Source organism: Viridibacillus sp. d25.2 (assembly GCF_055456015.2).
On the sequence record NZ_CM196652.1, the window covers coordinates 2,875,591 to 2,895,294 of the forward strand.

A 19,704-nucleotide genomic window follows, 5' to 3' on the forward strand; every position below is an offset into this window, starting at 1 on the left:
TGTAGGTTAGACAGATTAATTAATTTGTGAATACAAATGAATGTTGTGATTTCAAGTTGTTGAAAGTGATAGTCTTTCTGAGTAGCGCCTATCTCTCTTTGAGTAGCGATAGTCTTCTTCTCAGTAGCGCCAATCATCCTCCGAGTAGCGATAGTCTTTCTGATTTCTCCGAGTAGCGATAATCTTTCTGAGTAGCGCCAATCTCCCTCTGAGTAGCGCCTATCTTCTTCTCAGTAGCGATAATCTTCTTCTCAGTAGCGCCAATCTCTCTCCGAGTAGCGATAATCTTCTTCTCAGTAGTGCCTATCTCCCTCCGAGTAGCGATAATCTTCTTCTCAGTAGCGCCAATCTCTCTTTGAGTAGCGATAGTCTTCTTCTCAGTAGTGCCTATCCCCCTCCGAGTAGTGATAATCTTCTTCTCAGTAGCGCCAATTTCCAAAATGTCACTCCTCACCCTGTCATACCACAAAAAACCCCCGTAAAAGTTAGAAGAAAATGAAGTTATTAAATCCTATTCCATCATTATTGATGAGATGAAACTAGGTAATCATACTTTTCTAGCTTTTATAACAGTTTTTATGAAAACAACCAATCATACTAGTTTTAAAGATTTTCTAAAGAATAGGAATGATGTTTTAGAAGCCCATAAGATTTCGGGGGAAGGCTGTTATTTGTTAAAAGCAAGTGCAAAAACAGAAGAGCAATTAAATGATTTATTGGATAATATTCTTTATTTTAGCAATTACCGATTAAACCTTTCAATAAACGTCATTAAAAATAGAATACTATAAAATTAGTTTAGCAGTTAATCATCACTATCCACAATTTCTTGCTCTACTTCGCTTAAAAGGGTTTATTTTCTGAATCATAAAAGATTCTTTCTTGACTTGAACTAACCTGACTCATTAACTCCATTATGAAAGAACCGAAAATCACAGAAAGTTTTCGGTTCATCTTTTTTATAAACGTCGCAACCTTTTTATAATCATCGAGACTTCATTTCATATTCACATCAGCGGCTTTTTTGAAGGAGTGTTTTAATGTACCTTACCGTTTACTTAAAATTATTTTTCTCATGAAATTTCAAATGATAAAGGATCAACATTCTAACAACTTAGCTTCACACTTATTCTCATAATAAAAATCAGCTTCTCCATTGAGAACCGGAGTATATAACTATCATGCACGTTTCCTAGTGTTACGATAGATTATCCTTCTCTGTCGGCTGCAGTGTGAAAAGAATATGCAAAGTGTTTGTACGTTCATCTTCCACATAATATCCACTTTCTAGGTCCGCAGTACTCTGAGTTAATCGCAGACTCCATTTTTTTCACAAGATGTTCATGAGGTACTAGCTGATCTAAAGCAATCATTTCAATTTGATCTCTTTCAGGATTTTTCCCTCGTCATCATTTTCCATTACCTCAAAAGATGTGTTTTTATTACATGTGTAGTTGATTCGGGCGGAGGTGGCGACTCCTGCTGGGAAAAGCGGGACAGTCCAAGTCCCTGCAGGAGCGTAGCGACGTAGCGGCTTGACGCCCGCACGCGAAAAGCGTCTACCGTAGCGCGTAGCGGAAATCAACGGTCTTATCTATTTTTTATAAAAGAAAAAGGCTGTTTTCGAAAAGATTATTGCTATTCAACTAACGTTGCAGGTTCGTTCAACAAGAACCTGATTAGGCATTACGCTCATCTCATACTTCTAAAAAAACATATTATATAAGAATGTGGAGGTGGATTTATGTCCAAAAAAAAGAAAATTATTAGAATGAAACCTAACGAATGGTGTCCACCGGTTAAGTACAAAGCACTTAATAGTTGTTGTCCTCCAGCCGCCCCCTCTTTGAGTATTTGTGACTGTTGTGTTTCCCCGATTCAGTCCGTCTTAAAACAACTTGTTGGGCAAACTGTAATTCTTGCCACCATTGTAGACCAGGTAAATGCACCGCCTTTCTTTTTTTTATTCACTATTACTAAAGTGAATGATTTTTTAGTTACTGTTACAGATGGGGCAACAACCTATGCGGTAAATATTTCTGATGTTATAGGGGTAGGATTTTTGACGCCGGGACCTACAATTAACTTGTTGCCACCTGTTGGTTCTGGGTGCGAATGTGATTGTCGTGAACGACCAATTAGACAATTGCTGGGTACACTTATCGGTTCTACAGTGAATCTTTTAGTAATTGATGGTGATACTGCAACTAATTTTAACGTGGAACAAACAGGTCTTGGCATAGTGCTAGGTACTTTACAAATAAATTCTGATATATTTAGATTTGCAATTTCAACTTGCAAAATTACGGCAGTGGGGCAGGTTAATTGAACTCGGTCATTGACTATTGTTCAATTAAGTAATTAAAAGCAACAATCTTTAAGAAAACAGCCAAGAAAAAAGACTGTAGATAAATTCGGATTTCTTCGACTTTGTCTACAGTCTGAAAGGATCTCGTCATCATTTTTCATCGCCTCAAAATATTTGTTATTATTACATGTGTAGTTGATTGGAGCGGAGGTGGCGACTCCTGCGTGAAAAGTGGGACAGTCCAAGACCCTGCAGGAGCGTAGCGACGAAGCGACTTGGCGCCCGCCCGCGGAAAGCGTCTAGCGTAGCGGAAATCAACTGCCTTATCTATTTTTTATAAAAGAAAAAAGACTATAGATAAATTCGGATTTCTTCGACTTTGTCTACAGTCTGAAAGAATCTCGTCATCATTTTCCATCGCTTCAAGAGATTGTTTTTATTACATGTGTAGTTGATTGGAGCGGAGGTGACGACTCCTGCGGGAAAAGCGGGACAGTCCAAGACCCTGCAGGAGCGTAGCGACGAAGCGGCTTGGCGCCCGCCCGCGGAATTTGTCCACAGTAGTGGAAATCAACGGTCTTATCTTTTTATAAAAGAAAAAAGACTGTAGATAAATTCGTATTTCTTCGACTTTGTCTACATTCTGAAAGGGTCTCGTCATCATTTTTCATCGCCTCAAAATATTTGTTTTTATTACATTTGTAGTTGATTGGAGCGGAGGTGGCGACTCCTGCGGGAAAAGCGGGACAGTCCAAGACCCTGCAGGAGCGTAGCGACGAAGCGGCTTGGCGCCCGCCCGCGGAAAGCGTCTACCGTAGCGGAAATCAACGGTCTTATATATATATTTAAAAAACCAGGTTCTCCATTGAGAACCTGGTTTTTAAGCATATTATAATTTAAATTTCCGAACTTGGAAATTGAGTTCTTCTGCAAGTTCAGCAAGATGATCTGAACTATTTGAAATTTCCTCCATCGAACTTGTTGTTTGCTGCACAGTTGCAGTTGTTTCTTCGACCCCTGCTGCAGATTCCTGAGAGATAGATGCAATTTCGTCGACTGAATGATTAATTTGTAAAGTTGTTTGTGATATATCACTTAAATTATTTGTAATGACAGACATATTATCAACCATATTATCAATAGCAGTTGATATATTGTTGAACGTTTCACCCGTTGAAGCGATTTGCTCTGTTCCTTGAATTACTTCTTCATACCCACTACGTAATGATGTCGTCACATTCTTTGTATCTTGTTGAATCTTTTGAACAATACCTGCAATGTCTGTTACTGAAAACGTTACTTGTTCAGCTAACTTTCGTACTTCATCAGCTACTACAGCAAATCCTTTTCCTTGTTCTCCAGCACGAGCTGCTTCAATCGCCGCATTTAGAGCAAGTAAATTTGTTTGATCTGCAATACTTGTAATGACAGATACTAATTTTGAAATTTCTAAAGATTGCTCTGCCAAGGCCTCTACTTTTTGCACTGAAGCTTGAACGATATCGTCAATTTTACGCATTTGTTCAGTTGAAGCTATCATTAGTCTGCTACCTTCATTTGTAAGACTTTGAACATTCGAAGAGTGATTGTTCATCTTATCGCCTTCATAATTTGCTTCTTTTACTTTTTGACTAAATGATTCTATAACTGTTGCTAAATCACTAGCGTTACTTGCTTGGGATTCTGTTCCTTCAGCAATCTCTTGCATAGTTATTGCTATTTGTGAACTGCCCGTTTTTACTTCTAATGCGGATTGTGCAAGTTCTTCACTATTTGATGCAACTTGGTGAGACACAGATTGAATGTGACTCAAAATTGCATGGACATTATTGCTCATCGCATTTGTAGATTCAATTAATTGTCCAATCTCGTCATTAGTCGTTTTTGGAAGTTCTGGCTGACTTATATCTCCCTGTGATATATCTGTCATACGTTTTGCTACCAGCTTGATAGGTTTTACGATTAAGCGAGCAGTAATATAAGCCACGAATAATGAAATGATTGTAAGTACTATAGACGAAATAATACTTACTAATTGATTTTTCTCCCCATTTTCAATCATTTCTTTACCTATTTTCTTAATTGCCACTTCACGTGTTGCTGCTAACTCTTCATAGTTTTTCTGTATTTCACTGGCTTGTTCGTCTACAGACTTCAAGTTATCTGCAGCTAGTATCTTATTCCCACGATCGTATTCTGCAAATACATCTTCTTTTACATATGTACGCCACACTCTTGCTTTTTCCACTATTTCATCTAACTCTATCGAAGATGTTAATTCTTTAACAATTGCTTCATTTTCTTCAGCGATAACTGTATAATCATTAAATTTTTCTTTATATTTACTGTCACCAGAAATAATGTATCCTCTTGCTGCTGCCATTCGATTTGCAAATGATGAAGCTAACTTATCCTCTGCTGCTAAAATTTCTAACTCAAACTCTACAATCTCCTTCGTTGATTTTGTTGAGTTTTGCTGCATAACATAACTATAAACGTTATACCCCGTCATCATAATAACAACGATCATAAAGCCAAATGATATTTTAGCTCTTACAGTTTTGAAATTTATAAACCCTAGTATTTTCCCCAACTTTACTCTCACACCTTTAGTTTGATTTATGTAATGCTATAAAAAATGCTCCTTATTTATTTATATATATTTCGGTAATTATTAATATTCAAAATATAAAATAAGTAAATATGTGGAATTTAATCGATTATTATCTAACAATCTTTATCTAGAATTATACATCATTATATCAAAATATAGTATTAATTTACCATAACTTTATTCATATGAAATTATTTTTTTAGAAATAGATTAATAATTTATCCTACAAACATAGTAAACACGTGAACATTAAGATACACAAACAAAAAGCTAACTCATGATTTCCTCTTCATGAGCTAGCCTGATTTTTGTTATAAATATATTACTGAAGTTAGCTTAAAAATTCAAATTCCCTACTCAAAATCTTCCTTCTGTAATAACTTATTCGACAACCATAAGCCAAACCCACCAATACTGATGAAGAGGATTGCACGAATAAGTAAATCTAAATAAGAAAGGTCAAAGAAGATTAATTTTGCAATACCAAAGACTAACAAGCTGAATCCTGTAGATCGAATGAATTTTTGCTTCCTCTGTGCACTAAGCCATAATGCAACACATGCTGTGATGAGGATTATTATCGTATGACCTGTATATAAAAACCTTACACCAAAATAATGTATTGTATGAATTTGCGATATCAATGTGATAACTGCAATCATATTTACAACAAGTCCGATAGAAATAACTTGCTCAACAAAATTTCTTATTTGCACTTGCCATTTTCTAAAGTAATTCTTCCCTTTACAAATTGAATATATTAAGTAACTAAAGATAATAGTATAAGCAATTCTAAAGACAAAATTATAAACTACTACTTGGTCAGACAAATCTTCTACTAATAAAGCAAAAATCATGGAAAAACAGAAACTAAGTAGGAATATTATCGGCAAAAATCTTCCGATAAATTTCTCCTTTATAAATAAGATTGCAACAGTTGTAATAGCTAATACAATTAATAATAAGTATGGTAATTCACCTTCTACATTGAAATACTCATAATCTAACTTTGCAATATAGGAAAATACATATAAGCTAATTAAAATAGGCACAATCTCTAATATTGCTATCTCATCCATAGCTTTTTCAAAACGACCTGATATATTTTTGGGACGCATTGCAAATATAAATAAGACGAACATATAAACAATAATGACTAATTGATTGATATTTGAGAAACTCCAGAATGGAATGACTGAACCGTCTAAAAAGGCTAATAAAACTACAATTGTAAATAACAAAGAATTTGTTACTTTCATCAAGCTAGCACGTAAACGAAGTGCTAAAAGCAAACTGATAAATGCAGTAAATGGAAGAATGAATTCTTTCAAATTCGTTGCTAATTCCAATTGAATGATGAAATTCATCGCAGCCACTAACGCCACGGTATAGAAAATATCAACAAGTCTACTATTCTTTTTCAAATAAGCATAACTTCCAAGACCAATAAAACCACTCATGTAAATCAGTAAGAACAAGCTACTATAATCATCAGCTATTAAATTAATGAAAAATAAACTAATCATACTAATACCAAACACTATACCCTCAAATAACGTCGATGACTTTTGACCTGCCTCATAAAAACGAATCCAGCTGTACATGAAGATACCTAATACAATTAAAAATGTACAACCAAATACAAATTCAGAATAATTATTCATAAACCCAACAATTAAAACCGCCATTTGTGAAAAAAACAACCCTGTATACAGTGCAATTTTTTGATGATGCTTCCAAATAACAATTTGTATACTTGCAAATAATAAGACGATAAAGCCTAATATAATGGTCTCACCAAATGCCATATATTCTAGTAAATATGGAAGAAGTAACGTTGTGAATACTACAAATATCGTTAGCACTTCACTTTTTTTCATATAGCTTATGACAATTCCGTATGTAATATATAGAAGTGCAACCAGTAGTGCGATAAGTAATGGTAGAACATCATACAAAATGGCCCCTGCCGCCGTCGTTAAAATACCGATGATAAACGCACCGCCGTATAGCGTAATATACAGCGCTTTTTGACGTTTCTTTTTATATTCCATAATGTATGCCAGGCCAACTAGGGCTAGGGAGAATACATACGCTAATGCAATTTTAAAGCCATTTGCAAGAATGCCATAATCACTAATTAATTTTAGTCCCCATAAAACACCAAATACGATCATGATCATGAAAACTTTCGGTAATGACCATACTAGCATCTCTTCTAAAGTCTTTTCTTTTCTAGGTTTTTGAAGAGGTGTTTCATTCACCTTTACATTCTGGACATACGTCCTTTCAAGTACTTCTTTCTTAATTGCAGTTTTTTCTGAATTTATAATTTTAGCTTTTTCTACTTTTTGGATTGGTGAAACGATTTGATTTTTTAGCTGAGCCATTTCTTGCTTTAAAATAGAAACCTCTTGCTCTAGCTCATTTACTCGCTTTTCTAAATTATTTGAATGCAATTACACTCACCCCCTATATAATATAAAAGTTATTATACATATTAATTTTACACAAAACAACAACTTTTGTTAAAATAATTGTAAAATTACACTACATATTTATGTTTTCCTGAGGAATTCACAAATAATGTTTATCAATTTATTGAAAAGAGAGTGGCATGTCACCACTAGTCCATTTAAAACCTCTTCATAACATATGAAAAAGCTTCCGACGTTATATCGAAAGCCTTTTAATAAAAACATAACAATTTGATTCTATTTTCATCATTCCATACACTTTCTTCAAATCTTTTAATACAAAGTAAAAATGGAACTAAATAAAATCTCGAGCCCCACTTTTATTCTTTTTATTATATTGGTGATATGTTCATTTTTTGACTCTAATTTTTGACTTTAGATTTTATTTCTAAAGGCATTGCCGAAGTTAAAATAGATCTTTCGACATCCACTACCTGCTCTTCTGCAAGATCCTCATATTGTGTGACCTTCCTCGTATCAGGTGCAAAAATAGCTAGAATTAATGATAATAATAAACCACCAATCATTAAGCTTCCGAATACATAAGGAGCTGCTCCGTATTAAGGATTAATTCTTTTTTAGTGATACCCCTATATTTAAGTTTGAGATTAACATTTTCTACTATGGCTTTAGTATCGTCGATAATAAATTTTGATGTCATATATAAACACTCCTTCAATAAATATCTAATCTATTTTAGTATGTAATAATCGGAGCAGATGTGCTTGAAGAGTTTAGTGTTGAACAAAATTCCGCATTCTAAATTTTTCAAGTCTTTTATACTTCTAGCTATTTAGTATTATCTAGATTTTCCTGGTTATTAATATCATCTTTAACAAAATCAAAACAGATAGCAGCAGAAAAATAAAAACAAGCTACTATCTGTTTTTATTGAGCGTAGTGTGTGTTGTTTTTAATACACGCATATGTTGTAATCCCTTTTTAAATTCTTTATTACATCTTTTACACGTATAATTCGTGAATGCTTGCAACGCATTAGTACACATTATTGAAGAAGCACAAGATACAAGGGTGGATAAGAATATTTCTCACCCACCGTTCTTTTATTGTTGAAGTAATATTTTAGTAAGCTCTACCTCTTTAAACCCTATAACCATCGAAACAATCTCACCGGCTTCTTTTACAATAGCAAATGGAACACCTGCCCCGTCTAATTCTTTAAATTCTTGAAAGTATTGATCGTTTGAATTAATATCTCTTTCCTCAAAAACAATTCCTTTCTTAGATAAAAACTCTTTTTGTTTTATGCAAAATCCACAACCTTGACTCATATTTAATGACAATATATTTCTTTTTCTATACGACAAAAAGAACGCAACTGAAAATAGTTGCGTTCTAAATTTTTATTTACTTCGTCGGACATTCTTTTGGTCGTGCCGCTCCTACAACGCACATACGGCAAGTCCAAGCAGCAGAAACTATTTTAACTGCACATGCAACACAGCCAATACAAAGAAATGGGTTAGCACAGCCACAGCAAAGACCAATACAAGAACTACCCAAAATTACACAGTCGATAACGCCTGAACATAATTCTCGATCCATACATTGAAACCAAGTTAGAGAACAACCTTCTGCCTGTATTGATACAATCTCGTCGTCTTCATTGATAAAGATTCTTTCGCTACCAATAAGACCAACAGGAATTTTGGAGCTTTCATCAATTGTAAGTAACCCAATCTCGTCGTCATTTTTGTAAATAGGCAGAACGAATAATGTTGTTGATTCAGTATAAGCTTCCACTTCTTTTTCAAAAGCGGTTTTCTGATTTTGAATGACATACTCTTCGTCATGTTTAATTGTATAACCCTCAGCTTCTAGATGTTTAACAATTCGTGCAAGGTTTTCATTATCGTGAGTAGTACTCTTTTGTAGTGCCTTTAATAACACAGGCTTTTGAGTTTTAGTGGCAACATTAAAATAATAAGTATCATTAAATTCTACATATTGCACTTCCCCATCTAATCCTTCAAATGTTTTGACCGGAACAGTAAATTGGCTCCCAATCAATTTTTCCTTTGTTTGAACTTCTCCAGGATTGAAATCAACTTTATTTGCTTTCAATTTAGAGAAATCGGCAGCAAGATTGAATTCCGCTGTTACCCGTTCCTTAATTTTCTCCACTACTGTTTGTTGTTCTAGACTGTTTAATGATAATACGCTAATAATTGTCATAAAAAAATTCCTCCTTGTAGGTGTTTTGTTGTACGTACACCATATAAAGAAGAATTAAAATGAAAAATAACAACCTTGGTTAATTAATTTATAAATTGTTGTACTATTTGAGAAATCATAAATACCAAAAAACTAAAAATCATAGCCGCAACCATCATTTCAAACGGATCAAAAATAAAGATACCTTGATTTATTCCAAGCGCTCCAACTAATAAAAAAACCATTATAAACACATAAGATATAGCCAATGACAATTTAATCTTTCCTAAAATTCGATGATCGGCCACTACATAACTACTATTCCATCCATCTTTCTTCTTATCAATTAAGAATCGAATGACTTGATAACCTAAAACTAGAGTTACTATGCCCCAGATAACCCAAAAGTTATCCCCTCGACCATACGCAGAATAACTTGTATACCCAAACGATAAAAATAAATATAAGTAAAAAATTAGAATCAACCATTTTTTCGAACGCATGTATAATTCCCCCTTAACTCTTTATTCAACTTCATCATCAAAAAAGAATAATTTTTCAATTGGTTCCTTCAAGACCGAAGAAATCATTAAAACTACACCAATTGAAGGTTCATATTTCTGCTTCTCAATCGCAATAACCGTTTGTCTGTGTACACCAATTTTTTCGGCAAATTCTTCTTGTGTTAGATCGAGTAATCGTCGGTAATAGCGTACATTATTGTTTACTTTGCCTTTTTTCAATCCAACCACCTCTACATGTAGAGTATCACATACAAAATGTATTGTAAACTATACATTATTTAAAAAATCAGAAAGAAGCAGGTTAGAGTTTATATAAAAAAAATAAAAGAGTCGCCTCTTATAACCTAAAAGGCAACTCTCTTTTGGGGATTTCTAAAATTAATTTTTTAATACTTCTTTGTTTAGCCATTGAACTTAATTATTTTTTACATTATCTTTTGTTTTGGTTATGAAGGTTTAGTATTTTCCTTTTTGGGGATATCTAATTATTGTAGTTTTACTTGCTCCTTATATTAGGAGAGCAAGTGGATAGTTGATGCTATTTTTTGCTCCCTTAATCGGAGTCAAAAACACCATCTCCATATTGTTCATTCTACAAAACAACATTTACAATCCATAAAACAACAAAAAAGAGTTATCCTAAAAGTCAATTCAACTTTTAAGGATAACTCTTACTTATGTATGGGTCAGGACGGAATCGAACCGCCGACACTTAGAGCTTCAATCTAATGCTCTACCAACTGAGCTACTGACCCGTTTGGTTGCGGGGACAGGATTTGAACCTGTGACCTTCGGGTTATGAGCCCGACGAGCTACCGAACTGCTCCACCCCGCGATAATATTATTGAAAACTCTATTTATAAAAAATGGAGGAGGAAGAGGGATTCGAACCCCCGCGCGGTATGACCCGCCTGTCGGTTTTCAAGACCGATCCCTTCAGCCAGACTTGGGTATTCCTCCGTACTTTGGAGCGGAAGACGAGGTTCGAACTCGCGACCCCCACCTTGGCAAGGTGGTGTTCTACCACTGAACTACTTCCGCATATGTTATGTGCTCTTTAGTACATAAATTAATTTAACACATAATACATTTATCCGTCAACAGGTAAATAATATGTTAGAATATTTAATTTTTAAGATATATTAAAATAACAAAAACAAAGCGCTCCCTTTTGCACTACTCCTAATATATTTCTTATTGTCTCATCGACCATTTTAATATAGTTTTCGAGACGTTTTCATTTGTTTTACTTCATCCAATTTATACTTCTAGACTATTTCGTTTAGACTAGTTTTCATCTTCTTTAATAAGAAGTGTATTATCTTTATATAGTAAAACATCTATTGTTCCGTAATGACTTCCCAGATTCTACAAATTATAAAGTACATAGAATTCAAGCTATTCCTTAATCATGTTCACTCGTATTTTTCTAATAAAAAAACGTCTCATACATCAATTTTCTGATGACAAGACGTTACTCTCAATTTGAAGAGTTGGTGGATCAACAATTGCACTTTTATCTTATTCAACTAATCATATTAATGCTAACGCATTTAATCACTTGAACTTTAACCTTTTACCATCTTACTTGAACTTATATACTGTATTAAATTGTATAACAATTCAGGCATTTCTTCAAATGCACTTTTCACATGTAAACGTTCCGAAATTTGATGTGCATCTTTGCCAAAAGGCCCTACATTTAGTACCGGCGCTGTGAATTGTTCCATTTCTTTAAATGGAATTGAATATGTTTGTCCCCAAACAGGCGTATTATTTTCATACGTTTCCCAATCTTTATCTGCTGTAAATTGACAGTAACTTAGGTCACAAATACCGTTGAAATAATGAATATGTTCTAATGGAATATCATATTTCTTGGCTTCTTCTAACAATAATGAAATTGCCCCTTTTATTAATGGATTCTCTGAAGAATTCGCAGGCGGGTAATATGGTGGTGCAAATAACAATACAACTGCTGGTGCTAGTTCTTGGCAGTGAATCATTAATTGATCTGCAATGCGCAATGATTTCTCACGATCATCCCACTCTTCCTGCCCAATGACTTCCTCGATTATAGAAGCCACTTTCGTATCACCAAGTTTATTAATCGCATGGCTCTGCAATTCCTCAAATTGGATAACACGAATATTCCCTACTCCGTCAATACCTTGCTTTTGACACAATTCATTGTATCGTGCTTGGCATTGTGCCATCGCTTCATTTGCAACAGATTCAAAGATCGACATGATTTCACCTGCACTTCGTTTCAATAAAAAAACGTTATACATGGCTACAGCGCGATAAGGTGTTTGCGTTGAATATTGAGTTTTTAAATCTTTTAGCTGCAACGATACAGGGAGCGGTGTTTTTTCACCGTAATCTTCTTCACAGAATCGCTCATTCCATTCCATTTCCTGCGTCAGGAAAGAACTCATATAGGGAGCAGTTATACCTTTCAGTGGCTCACCTACATGTGTTTCTTTACCATAGAAAAGAGCTGAAGGCATGATTTTACCGATTGTTCCGGAATAAATATATTCCTGTAAATCTGCCGGTCCTTGTGAAAATGAAGGTTCGCTATTTAAAAATAATACTAATTCTAGATTCTCTTTTTCTTGTAACTGTGTAATATGTTTTACTGCTTGGCGCATACCAGCAGAGTTTACTTCCTCATCTGGTACTGTTACTAACAATAAATTCAATTTCCATTGTTCTTCAATCGCTCGCTCAATCAATTGCATATGAAGTGCAAGTCCCATCTTCATATCCATTACGCCTCGTCCAAATAAATATTCCCCTGATTGTAAATCCTTCTGTGCTGATTTAGGTAGTAAAGTAGGATTAGCTAAAAAAGCTTTTGTAAGTTCTTCAGGTATCATTGCAAGGGGCATTAAAGAACCATATTCTTCGATCTGTACCGTATCAAAATGACTAATTAAAACAACCGTTTCTTGTATATCAGGGTGCTTATACAATGCAGATACTACCTGGCGTCCTTTATCAACATCACATAGTTCAATATATTGTGGATTCTGTTCAAAATAAGGTAACTGTTGTAATTTAGCTTGTAATTTCTTTGAAAATTGTTGTTCTCCAGTCGTCAATGTCTGGCTTTCCCATCCGACTAACTCACATAATAAATCTCGTAATTGCTTGGATGTACCCCACATCATGTCTCACTCCCCTTTTAAATACTCTTCAGGTGCAAAAGATTTCTCTTTTAGTCTCACTTTCTAGAAATGAATCATACTCATTTATAGCTTCTATAATTTTGGCTTACTAAGACAAAATTATTTCTTCCAATTGTCCTGAAGATGCTGTTGATTGATACGCTGCTTAGGGACGTTTATCAATCACACGGTCCAAAGGTGTATACATTGAATCACGATACAAAATTACCGATCCTTTCCCTTTCACCGGAAAAAATTTCTGTTAAAGGAAACGATATATTTAGAATATATGAAAAATACATTTTAACGTCAATATATTTTAAAAAATCAGGAAATAAAGTTAGGAGTGAGATATTGAGACAAAAAATATCAGAAAGGAAATTTTTGATAAGAATATGGTTTTCAACTTTATGATCGCTTCGATTATGTAGCGACCATTCGTCCTGAATTAAATCTCTTGGCCAATATCGTCAATGAAAAAGCTTATTTAAATAAACCAATTGGAACTGTTTTATGGTTTTTAAAATGACCAGGGAGAGACTTGTTAGATTTTGTTTATCCCAATATTTATTATTTAGGGATCTATCAATGATTGGATTATTAGATGAACGCCAATATCTCTTTCGGGTATTTGCTATCCTGTAAGCATCGTTCGGATGGATACCGAGTTTCTTGAGGTTGCGATACTTGGTTGAGGTTTTCTTCCATTCTTTCCACCGACACGCTCTTAGTCTTCGGCGTATATAAGCGTCCATCTTTTTTGCGTATGTGCCAACGTCTCCGATTTTAAAGTAATTACCCCACCCCTGAATTAGGTAGTTGAGGCATTTAATTTGTTCGTCCATTCGAACGCTCCAATTGCGATTTGTGAGGCGCCGAATTTTATCTTCCAATTTCTGTTTACTTTTCTTCGACACGTATACACTCGTTTGTTTCTTGTTTCGGTAGAAACTCACTCCTAAGAATATCCGTGCGTTCGGCTTTCCCAGCGCTGATTTCTCCTCATTTACCTTAAGCCTTAATTTCTTTTCGATAAATGTTGTCATACCTACTTTTACACGTTTTCCTGCCTTTAAACTTTTTACATAGATATTGCAATCGTCCGCGTAGCGAACAAATTTGTGACCACGCTTTTCAAGCTCTTTATTAAGTTCATGGAGAAAAATATTGCTAAGTAATGGACTCAATGGGCCGCCTTGTGCGCACCTTCTTGGCTATGGGTTATGATTCCATTTGCCATTGTAGCTGCGTTTAGAAATTTACGGATTAACTTTAACGTTGGTTTATCTTTAATATATCCTGCAACTAGAGACATCAGTTTATCGTGTTGAACACGGTCAAAAAATTTCTCTAAGTCCATGTCTACCACGAATTAGTAGCCCTCATTCATATAGAATTGTGCTTGTGCAATTGCTTGATGGGTGCTTTTATTTGGGCGTAAACCATAACTATAGTCACTGAAAGTCGGGTCGATGATTGGCGTTAAGATTTGAACAACCGCTTGTTGAATAACGCGGTCTGTTACAGTTGGAATCCCTAACTTTCTTGTATCGTCATTTCCTTTCGGAATTTCTACCCGTCTTACCGGTTGCGGTGTATATCCCCGGGGTAAGTCCCCCCACTTTCACCTCATCTATCCGTCACATTTATTGCTCTGATTTCCGTGGATATTTAGGATTTCGATTTGTTTGGCAATCTCGTCCAACCAGAACAACCTCGAATGTGATTCGTGTACCTCGGACCAAGGTTTGTCGCCACGGACACCCTTGCTCTTGGCTAGTGGTTCGCATATCCCAACGCCCACAGTGAACTTTCATCACCTAGTTACCGGACATGCCCGGCACACCAAAAAAGCCTAACAATTAATTGTCAGGCTTTTTAATATCGCTGTTCAAGCTTTTTTAATTTGATATCATATATGAAATTTCCAAATGGAATAAATGCTACAGCAAATGCTAGCAATGACCAAAGAACATTCCAGCGAACACTAATTGTTACATATAAAACAACTAAAACGTAAGCAACGAAAATGAAACCATGTGCTCCTCCAGCAATGCGAACAGCCATCGGAATATCTAACATATACTTCATAGGCATCGCAATAAATAACAATATTAATAACGAAATGCCGTCAAAATAGCCAGCTAACCTCAGCTGACCAACAGGATTTTTTAGCATAATTTCTCTCCTACAAACAATTTACACGGATAAAATCCGAAGTTACTACTAGCTTATCGAATTTTACATTACCTAACAATATTATTTGTTTAAAAAGAAAGTAGATTGTGTCTGATTATTGACTAAAGAATGCGGATTCATTTTCCAAAATGAAGACGCGATAATTATTAAAGCATTTGTAAGGTTTAATCATACTTTTCAACGCTAATGAATAGTGAATAATCACAGATTATGTATCTTTTTCCGCGCAACAACTAAAATTCATTTCATAGGTATGTAAATTGTAGATGTTAGACGTAGGAGAGTGACTAAACATGTTTATGGAACATCGAAAAGCAAAGAGATATAGGGATAAGAATCAACTCCCTCAAGAGAAACTATTAAAAAAAAGAATGCTGGGGAGAAATAGTTGTAGATTGGTTAGAAAATGTAAAACGAGAAGTGAAGAGTTATATGATTTACTACAACCATTTTCTAGGGCAATGTGATTTGAAAAAGTTGCCGCCTGCAATTACAGGCAGCAGCTTCTACAAGTTGCTTAGCTTTTTTCAAAATGTCCTTTACAAAGCGTACACTTTATTAATCTTCTTTTTGTTGAAAAGTCCGCTCCTAATTTACTACTCTATGCTTGTTAGTAAGTCATATATATTTAATTCTTGGACTTCTAGACTAGAGTACGCCCCTTGATTCTCAGGTGTTACAACAGATAAAAGGTAATTATCTCTTATCATTGTTGTAAAATATCCCCATCCTGCGCTGTCTAAGTTATCACTAATTGGAATATTAAGCGTATTAGGTTCAAAAATAAAACCAGTGCCTATAGCTTTTAGATATGCTTCTTTCCTCGTCCAAATTTGATAAAAGAGCTTTTTCCACATTTCATTTGGGTATGCTTGCAAAAAAAGCATTTCGTCACTACTAAGTACTTGTTTTAATATATCAAGATTAATCTCTTTCATAAACTCTACATCTATCCCAACTACTTGATTAGCTATAGCGCAAGCAACAATCCCTTCTGAATGTGTTAAATTAAAATCTAAGTTGGTAGTTTCTTCTCTTACTTTTTTTAAATACAGTTTTCCATATTGTTTTTTTTGAAATCTTACATCTGACAAATCCAGGGTTAAATGTTTACTAATAACATGTTTTAACAATAGACGGCCAACAAGAAATTCCTTTTTTTTGAAATCTACTTTGTAACGTTTATAGGTTGTCTGTTCTTCTAAATCTAATAATTTTACCCAAGAGCTAATGTCCTCTAGCTTTAGACTTTTGGGTATTGAGAGCCAATATACTTTAATCATGCCCATACTGTATCACCAAAATTAAATGTTACTTACATTAGACACTTTTTTAGAATACTTGCTACCTCAGTGGTATTAGTAAGAGGAAACATATGCCCACTGTTAAAAGTATGGAAAGTTGAATTTTCGAAATACTTTCCCCATTCCTTCATTATCTCCGGTGTAGCAAATGGATCTTTCTCTCCACTAAAGATATGGGTAGGTGTTTCAATAATTCTAGAGCAATCATATACATGACTTTCCACCGCAAAAAAATCATTACGAAAAACTGGTAAGAAATATTCTAATAATTCTTTTTCTTGTAGTATCTCTTGACTAAAGCCACCAAGTGATACGATGAACTCTAGCAATTCGTCATCATTTAAGTGAGAAATCTTTCTTTTTTTATAATGTGGGGGTACTAGACCTGAAATAAATATGACTTCAGGATAGACTCCTCTCTTCTCTAACCTTTGGGTTAGCTCGTAAACTATAATTCCCCCCATACTGTGACCGAATAAGGCAAAGGATCGGTTGCTGAAGCGCTCTAATAAAATCTCTTCGTATAGCTCAACTTGCTTAATAATATTATTAAGCAATGGAGAAAAATTAGTTCCATGTCCAGGAGGCTCAACGGCAAAAATTTCCCAATTAGATTCAATGGCTTGGGAAAGTGGACGATAAGAAGCAGAATATCCTCCAGCAAACGGAAAGCAAATTAGTGCTCTAGTTTCTTGAGTAGTTTTAAGCGTTTTTAAGGTGCCAATCATTTTATGAAAATTTCTCCTTTATATCCCAAATTTATTCAATTGGTCAAATTATATACGTTTAAACATTTTAATTGAATTCAAAGTATTATCGTTTAAGGCAAAAGAGTTAAACTATCTTCCTCAAGTATAGTTCCTACCCCATTAGTAATAGCACCTTTATAATAAAAAGCTGCTATTGCTATATCAAAAATAGCCATTCCCATTGGGTTAAACATAATAGATTCTTTTAAAGGTAACCTCTCCATCTGATTGTTACAAACTACATCTACAATAGAATAAGTATGCTCCTTTTGTAATCCTCTTGTTTTATACATCAATTCTATATCCGTATTTTCTCGACATACTTCTTCCCATTCATCTACTATTATGGAATTTGTGTAATTTAGTATACTAGGTTGAAAGTCACGTAGAGAAACATTCAGTAAAAGAGAGTTTCTCTTTGGTTCTTTGTCAATATATCTACTTGAGGATACTGTACAAGTAATAAAGATATCGGCATTAGAATAAGCTTCCTCCCATGATTCAGCAATAATTACGCGATCTTTAAATTCGCATGGAATTAATTCAGGTTTTATTCCCTCAATATCATATAGAATAATTTCGGAAATCCTATCCCCTAAAAGTGAATTGATCATGTTTAAGTGTAGTTGACCTATCGGGCCAAAACCTATGATTCCTACAGTAATATCTTGAAGAAGTCGTGATTTGTCGAAATGTTTTATCATTAGCCCCGATACAGAAGCTGTTCTTACACCACTTATCAAAGCGGTGTTAAAGAATGCCAAAGGCTTTCCAGTTTCGGAGTGGTTTAAAATTGTAACAGAATGAGCACGCTTCATACCTTGATGTATATTATTCGGAAAACTTGAGATCCATTTAATACCAGCAAAATTTGTATTACCACCAATATAGGCTGGCATAGCTATAATTCTATTATTGAGATCATTGTAACGTAAATAGGGTTTAATGGGTTGATCGAAATCTCCTAATTGCAAAGCATGCACTGCTTGCTCAATTACTTCTATTGTTCTGTTCCAGTCAATGCCCAAAGTTTCAATGTCTTGCGTATTTAAGTACAACACTTTTATCCACATCCTTATATATAGTTGCTCTTATAGCTTTACCATGAAAGACTCTACTATAAATGTTGAAGTTGTAGTTTTAACCAATTGACCCACTCCTGGTTATAAACTGTATCTGTATATGGCATACCGCTATCTGGACAAAGAAAGACTACATTTGGTTTTGTTGAAAGATGAACCTTTTGGAAATATTCTTGAACTGCAAAATATACACTTCCCGATGAGGCTCCTGCAAATATAGAGTGTTTGTTTAATAATTCGTGGCAACCTTCAATTGCTCTAACTTCTTCTACATGAATAACTTCATCAATTAATGCATGTTTAAGTATGGAAGGTTTTATACTTGAACCAATACCCGGTAAGTATCTTTTCCTCGGAACATTCTGAAATATCAAGGACCCTTCACTATCAACAGCTATTACTTTAATTTGAGGAAAAGTCTTTTTTAAGCGTTGAGAAATACCAGATATTGTCCCACCAGTACCTACACCAATAAAGGCATAGTCAAGTCTATTAAAATAATCAGCTAACTCCTTACCTGTACCTTCGAAGTGAGCCAAAAAGTTATCATCATTTGCATATTGGTTAGTCCAATATGCAGTGGAGATTTCCTTACATAACTCATTGACTTTTTCAAGTCTAGAAATCAAAAACCCCCCAGTCTCATCTCGATTTGTAATCTTTACTACTTGATGTGAAAGTATTCTTAAAATATTTTCATATGCTGGATTTATATTAGAATCAATCACCGGGATAAACTTTATCCCTATTTTTTTACATAATATAGCTAGGGATACAGCTAGGTTACCAGAGGATGATTCAATTACAGTTGATTGCTCAGTAATATCTCCCCTTTCAATAGCAGATTTCAGTATATTATAGGCTGTTCGCGCTTTGATATTATTCATTAAATTATGGTACTCTAACTTAGCAAATAAATTAATGTAATCATTTTCAAGTTTTACAATAGGGGTGTTCCCAATATAAGGTTCTAATTCTTTTAATTTTTTTAGCATGTCTCAAGACACCTTTCTTTATGATTGTAAACGATTAAAATACAAATTTATCAAGAACAGCAAACGACCCTTGAATAATAATGAAGATGGGTAGTTAACTTTTG

18 protein-coding genes, 4 tRNA genes and 2 pseudogenes are annotated in these 19,704 nt (G+C 34.5%); 2 read left to right on the top strand and 22 right to left on the bottom strand.

Annotated elements, in window-relative coordinates; all coding sequences use genetic code 11:
* Positions 1-133: 133 nt before the first annotated feature.
* Positions 134-454: a hypothetical protein gene (locus ACZLO7_RS14235; RefSeq protein WP_464941168.1), complete on the bottom strand. Its 321-nt coding sequence runs from the start codon at positions 452-454 to the stop codon at positions 134-136.
* A 79-nt stretch (positions 455-533) separates the two neighbouring features.
* On the opposite strand from ACZLO7_RS14235, the gene ACZLO7_RS14240 reads away from it, so the two are divergent.
* Positions 534-791, top strand: a complete 258-nt coding sequence (locus tag ACZLO7_RS14240) for an Lrp/AsnC ligand binding domain-containing protein (protein ID WP_464941167.1) — start codon at positions 534-536, stop codon at positions 789-791.
* 354 nt (positions 792-1,145) lie between these two features.
* On the opposite strand, the pseudogene ACZLO7_RS14245 reads toward ACZLO7_RS14240, so the two are convergent.
* A pseudogene (locus ACZLO7_RS14245) lies at positions 1,146-1,303 on the bottom strand (IS5/IS1182 family transposase); the annotation flags it as partial.
* Between the two features lie 549 nt (positions 1,304-1,852).
* Here ACZLO7_RS14245 and ACZLO7_RS14250 point away from each other — a divergent pair.
* Positions 1,853-2,329: pseudogene (locus ACZLO7_RS14250) on the top strand (hypothetical protein); the annotation flags it as partial.
* An 868-nt stretch (positions 2,330-3,197) separates the two neighbouring features.
* Here ACZLO7_RS14250 and ACZLO7_RS14255 read toward each other — a convergent pair.
* The 20 genes from ACZLO7_RS14255 to sbnA form a co-directional block, all read right to left on the bottom strand.
* Complete coding sequence (locus ACZLO7_RS14255; protein ID WP_464939173.1) at positions 3,198-4,901, bottom strand: methyl-accepting chemotaxis protein; 1,704 nt, start codon at positions 4,899-4,901, stop codon at positions 3,198-3,200.
* A gap of 374 nt (positions 4,902-5,275) precedes the next feature.
* Positions 5,276-7,381: a bZIP transcription factor gene (locus tag ACZLO7_RS14260; protein ID WP_464939172.1), complete on the bottom strand. Its 2,106-nt coding sequence runs from the start codon at positions 7,379-7,381 to the stop codon at positions 5,276-5,278.
* 380 nt (positions 7,382-7,761) lie between these two features.
* Positions 7,762-7,926, bottom strand: a complete 165-nt coding sequence (locus ACZLO7_RS14265) for a hypothetical protein (protein ID WP_464939171.1) — start codon at positions 7,924-7,926, stop codon at positions 7,762-7,764.
* The gene (locus ACZLO7_RS14270) at positions 7,926-8,060 is read right to left on the bottom strand and encodes a hypothetical protein (protein WP_464939170.1); all 135 of its coding nucleotides are present in this window, start codon (positions 8,058-8,060) and stop codon (positions 7,926-7,928) included. Before ACZLO7_RS14270 ends, ACZLO7_RS14265 begins: the two co-directional genes overlap by 1 nt.
* 403 nt (positions 8,061-8,463) lie before the next feature.
* Positions 8,464-8,703, bottom strand: a complete 240-nt coding sequence (locus tag ACZLO7_RS14275) for a glutaredoxin family protein (RefSeq protein WP_464939169.1) — start codon at positions 8,701-8,703, stop codon at positions 8,464-8,466.
* A 64-nt stretch (positions 8,704-8,767) separates the two neighbouring features.
* Entirely contained in the window at positions 8,768-9,595 is an 828-nt protein-coding gene (locus tag ACZLO7_RS14280) for a hypothetical protein (RefSeq protein ID WP_464939168.1), read from the bottom strand.
* An 83-nt stretch (positions 9,596-9,678) separates the two neighbouring features.
* On the bottom strand, positions 9,679-10,077 hold the full coding sequence (locus ACZLO7_RS14285) for a hypothetical protein (RefSeq protein ID WP_464939167.1): 399 nt from the start codon (positions 10,075-10,077) through the stop codon (positions 9,679-9,681).
* 21 nt (positions 10,078-10,098) lie between these two features.
* A complete protein-coding gene (locus ACZLO7_RS14290) occupies positions 10,099-10,317 on the bottom strand; it encodes a helix-turn-helix transcriptional regulator (RefSeq protein WP_511261343.1) in 219 nt (72 codons plus the stop codon).
* Between the two features lie 463 nt (positions 10,318-10,780).
* Positions 10,781-10,853 (bottom strand) — tRNA-Phe (locus tag ACZLO7_RS14295).
* 3 nt (positions 10,854-10,856) lie between these two features.
* Positions 10,857-10,933, bottom strand: a tRNA-Met gene (locus ACZLO7_RS14300).
* 32 nt (positions 10,934-10,965) lie between these two features.
* Positions 10,966-11,058: transfer RNA gene (locus ACZLO7_RS14305), tRNA-Ser, on the bottom strand.
* 6 nt (positions 11,059-11,064) lie between these two features.
* Positions 11,065-11,139: transfer RNA gene (locus tag ACZLO7_RS14310), tRNA-Gly, on the bottom strand.
* A 527-nt stretch (positions 11,140-11,666) separates the two neighbouring features.
* Entirely contained in the window at positions 11,667-13,274 is a 1,608-nt protein-coding gene (locus tag ACZLO7_RS14315) for a M20/M25/M40 family metallo-hydrolase (RefSeq protein ID WP_464939165.1), read from the bottom strand.
* A gap of 467 nt (positions 13,275-13,741) precedes the next feature.
* Complete coding sequence (locus tag ACZLO7_RS14320) at positions 13,742-14,458, bottom strand: group II intron maturase-specific domain-containing protein (protein WP_464939164.1); 717 nt, start codon at positions 14,456-14,458, stop codon at positions 13,742-13,744.
* Complete coding sequence (locus ACZLO7_RS14325; RefSeq protein WP_464939163.1) at positions 14,455-14,640, bottom strand: hypothetical protein; 186 nt, start codon at positions 14,638-14,640, stop codon at positions 14,455-14,457. Before ACZLO7_RS14325 ends, ACZLO7_RS14320 begins: the two co-directional genes overlap by 4 nt.
* A gap of 509 nt (positions 14,641-15,149) precedes the next feature.
* Positions 15,150-15,449 carry a DUF3817 domain-containing protein gene (locus ACZLO7_RS14330; protein ID WP_464939162.1) on the bottom strand — a complete coding sequence of 100 codons (300 nt, stop codon included), beginning with the start codon at positions 15,447-15,449 and terminating at the stop codon, positions 15,150-15,152.
* A gap of 617 nt (positions 15,450-16,066) precedes the next feature.
* Positions 16,067-16,759: a 4'-phosphopantetheinyl transferase family protein gene (locus ACZLO7_RS14335; RefSeq protein ID WP_464939161.1), complete on the bottom strand. Its 693-nt coding sequence runs from the start codon at positions 16,757-16,759 to the stop codon at positions 16,067-16,069.
* 26 nt (positions 16,760-16,785) lie between these two features.
* Entirely contained in the window at positions 16,786-17,502 is a 717-nt protein-coding gene (locus tag ACZLO7_RS14340; protein WP_464939160.1) for a thioesterase II family protein, read from the bottom strand.
* A 92-nt stretch (positions 17,503-17,594) separates the two neighbouring features.
* Positions 17,595-18,584 carry a 2,3-diaminopropionate biosynthesis protein SbnB gene (gene sbnB, locus ACZLO7_RS14345; protein ID WP_464939159.1) on the bottom strand — a complete coding sequence of 330 codons (990 nt, stop codon included), beginning with the start codon at positions 18,582-18,584 and terminating at the stop codon, positions 17,595-17,597.
* A 56-nt stretch (positions 18,585-18,640) separates the two neighbouring features.
* The gene (sbnA, locus tag ACZLO7_RS14350) at positions 18,641-19,600 is read right to left on the bottom strand and encodes a 2,3-diaminopropionate biosynthesis protein SbnA (RefSeq protein ID WP_464939158.1); all 960 of its coding nucleotides are present in this window, start codon (positions 19,598-19,600) and stop codon (positions 18,641-18,643) included.
* Between the last annotated feature and the right edge of the window lie 104 nt (positions 19,601-19,704).

Bases quoted from the DNA above. Each gene is read 5' to 3' on its own strand.
- ACZLO7_RS14240 (WP_464941167.1), top strand. From the start codon at position 534: ATGAAACTAGGTAATCATACTTTTCTAGCTTTTATAACAGTTTTTATG.
- ACZLO7_RS14265 (WP_464939171.1), bottom strand. From the start codon at position 7,926: ATGATTGGTGGTTTATTATTATCATTAATTCTAGCTATTTTTGCACCT.
- ACZLO7_RS14270 (WP_464939170.1), bottom strand. From the start codon at position 8,060: ATGACATCAAAATTTATTATCGACGATACTAAAGCCATAGTAGAAAAT.
- ACZLO7_RS14280 (WP_464939168.1), bottom strand. From the start codon at position 9,595: ATGACAATTATTAGCGTATTATCATTAAACAGTCTAGAACAACAAACA.
- ACZLO7_RS14285 (WP_464939167.1), bottom strand. From the start codon at position 10,077: ATGCGTTCGAAAAAATGGTTGATTCTAATTTTTTACTTATATTTATTT.
- ACZLO7_RS14315 (WP_464939165.1), bottom strand. From the start codon at position 13,274: ATGATGTGGGGTACATCCAAGCAATTACGAGATTTATTATGTGAGTTA.
- ACZLO7_RS14330 (WP_464939162.1), bottom strand. From the start codon at position 15,449: ATGCTAAAAAATCCTGTTGGTCAGCTGAGGTTAGCTGGCTATTTTGAC.
- ACZLO7_RS14335 (WP_464939161.1), bottom strand. From the start codon at position 16,759: ATGGGCATGATTAAAGTATATTGGCTCTCAATACCCAAAAGTCTAAAG.
- ACZLO7_RS14340 (WP_464939160.1), bottom strand. From the start codon at position 17,502: ATGATTGGCACCTTAAAAACGCTTAAAACTACTCAAGAAACTAGAGCA.
- sbnA (WP_464939158.1), bottom strand. From the start codon at position 19,600: ATGCTAAAAAAATTAAAAGAATTAGAACCTTATATTGGGAACACCCCT.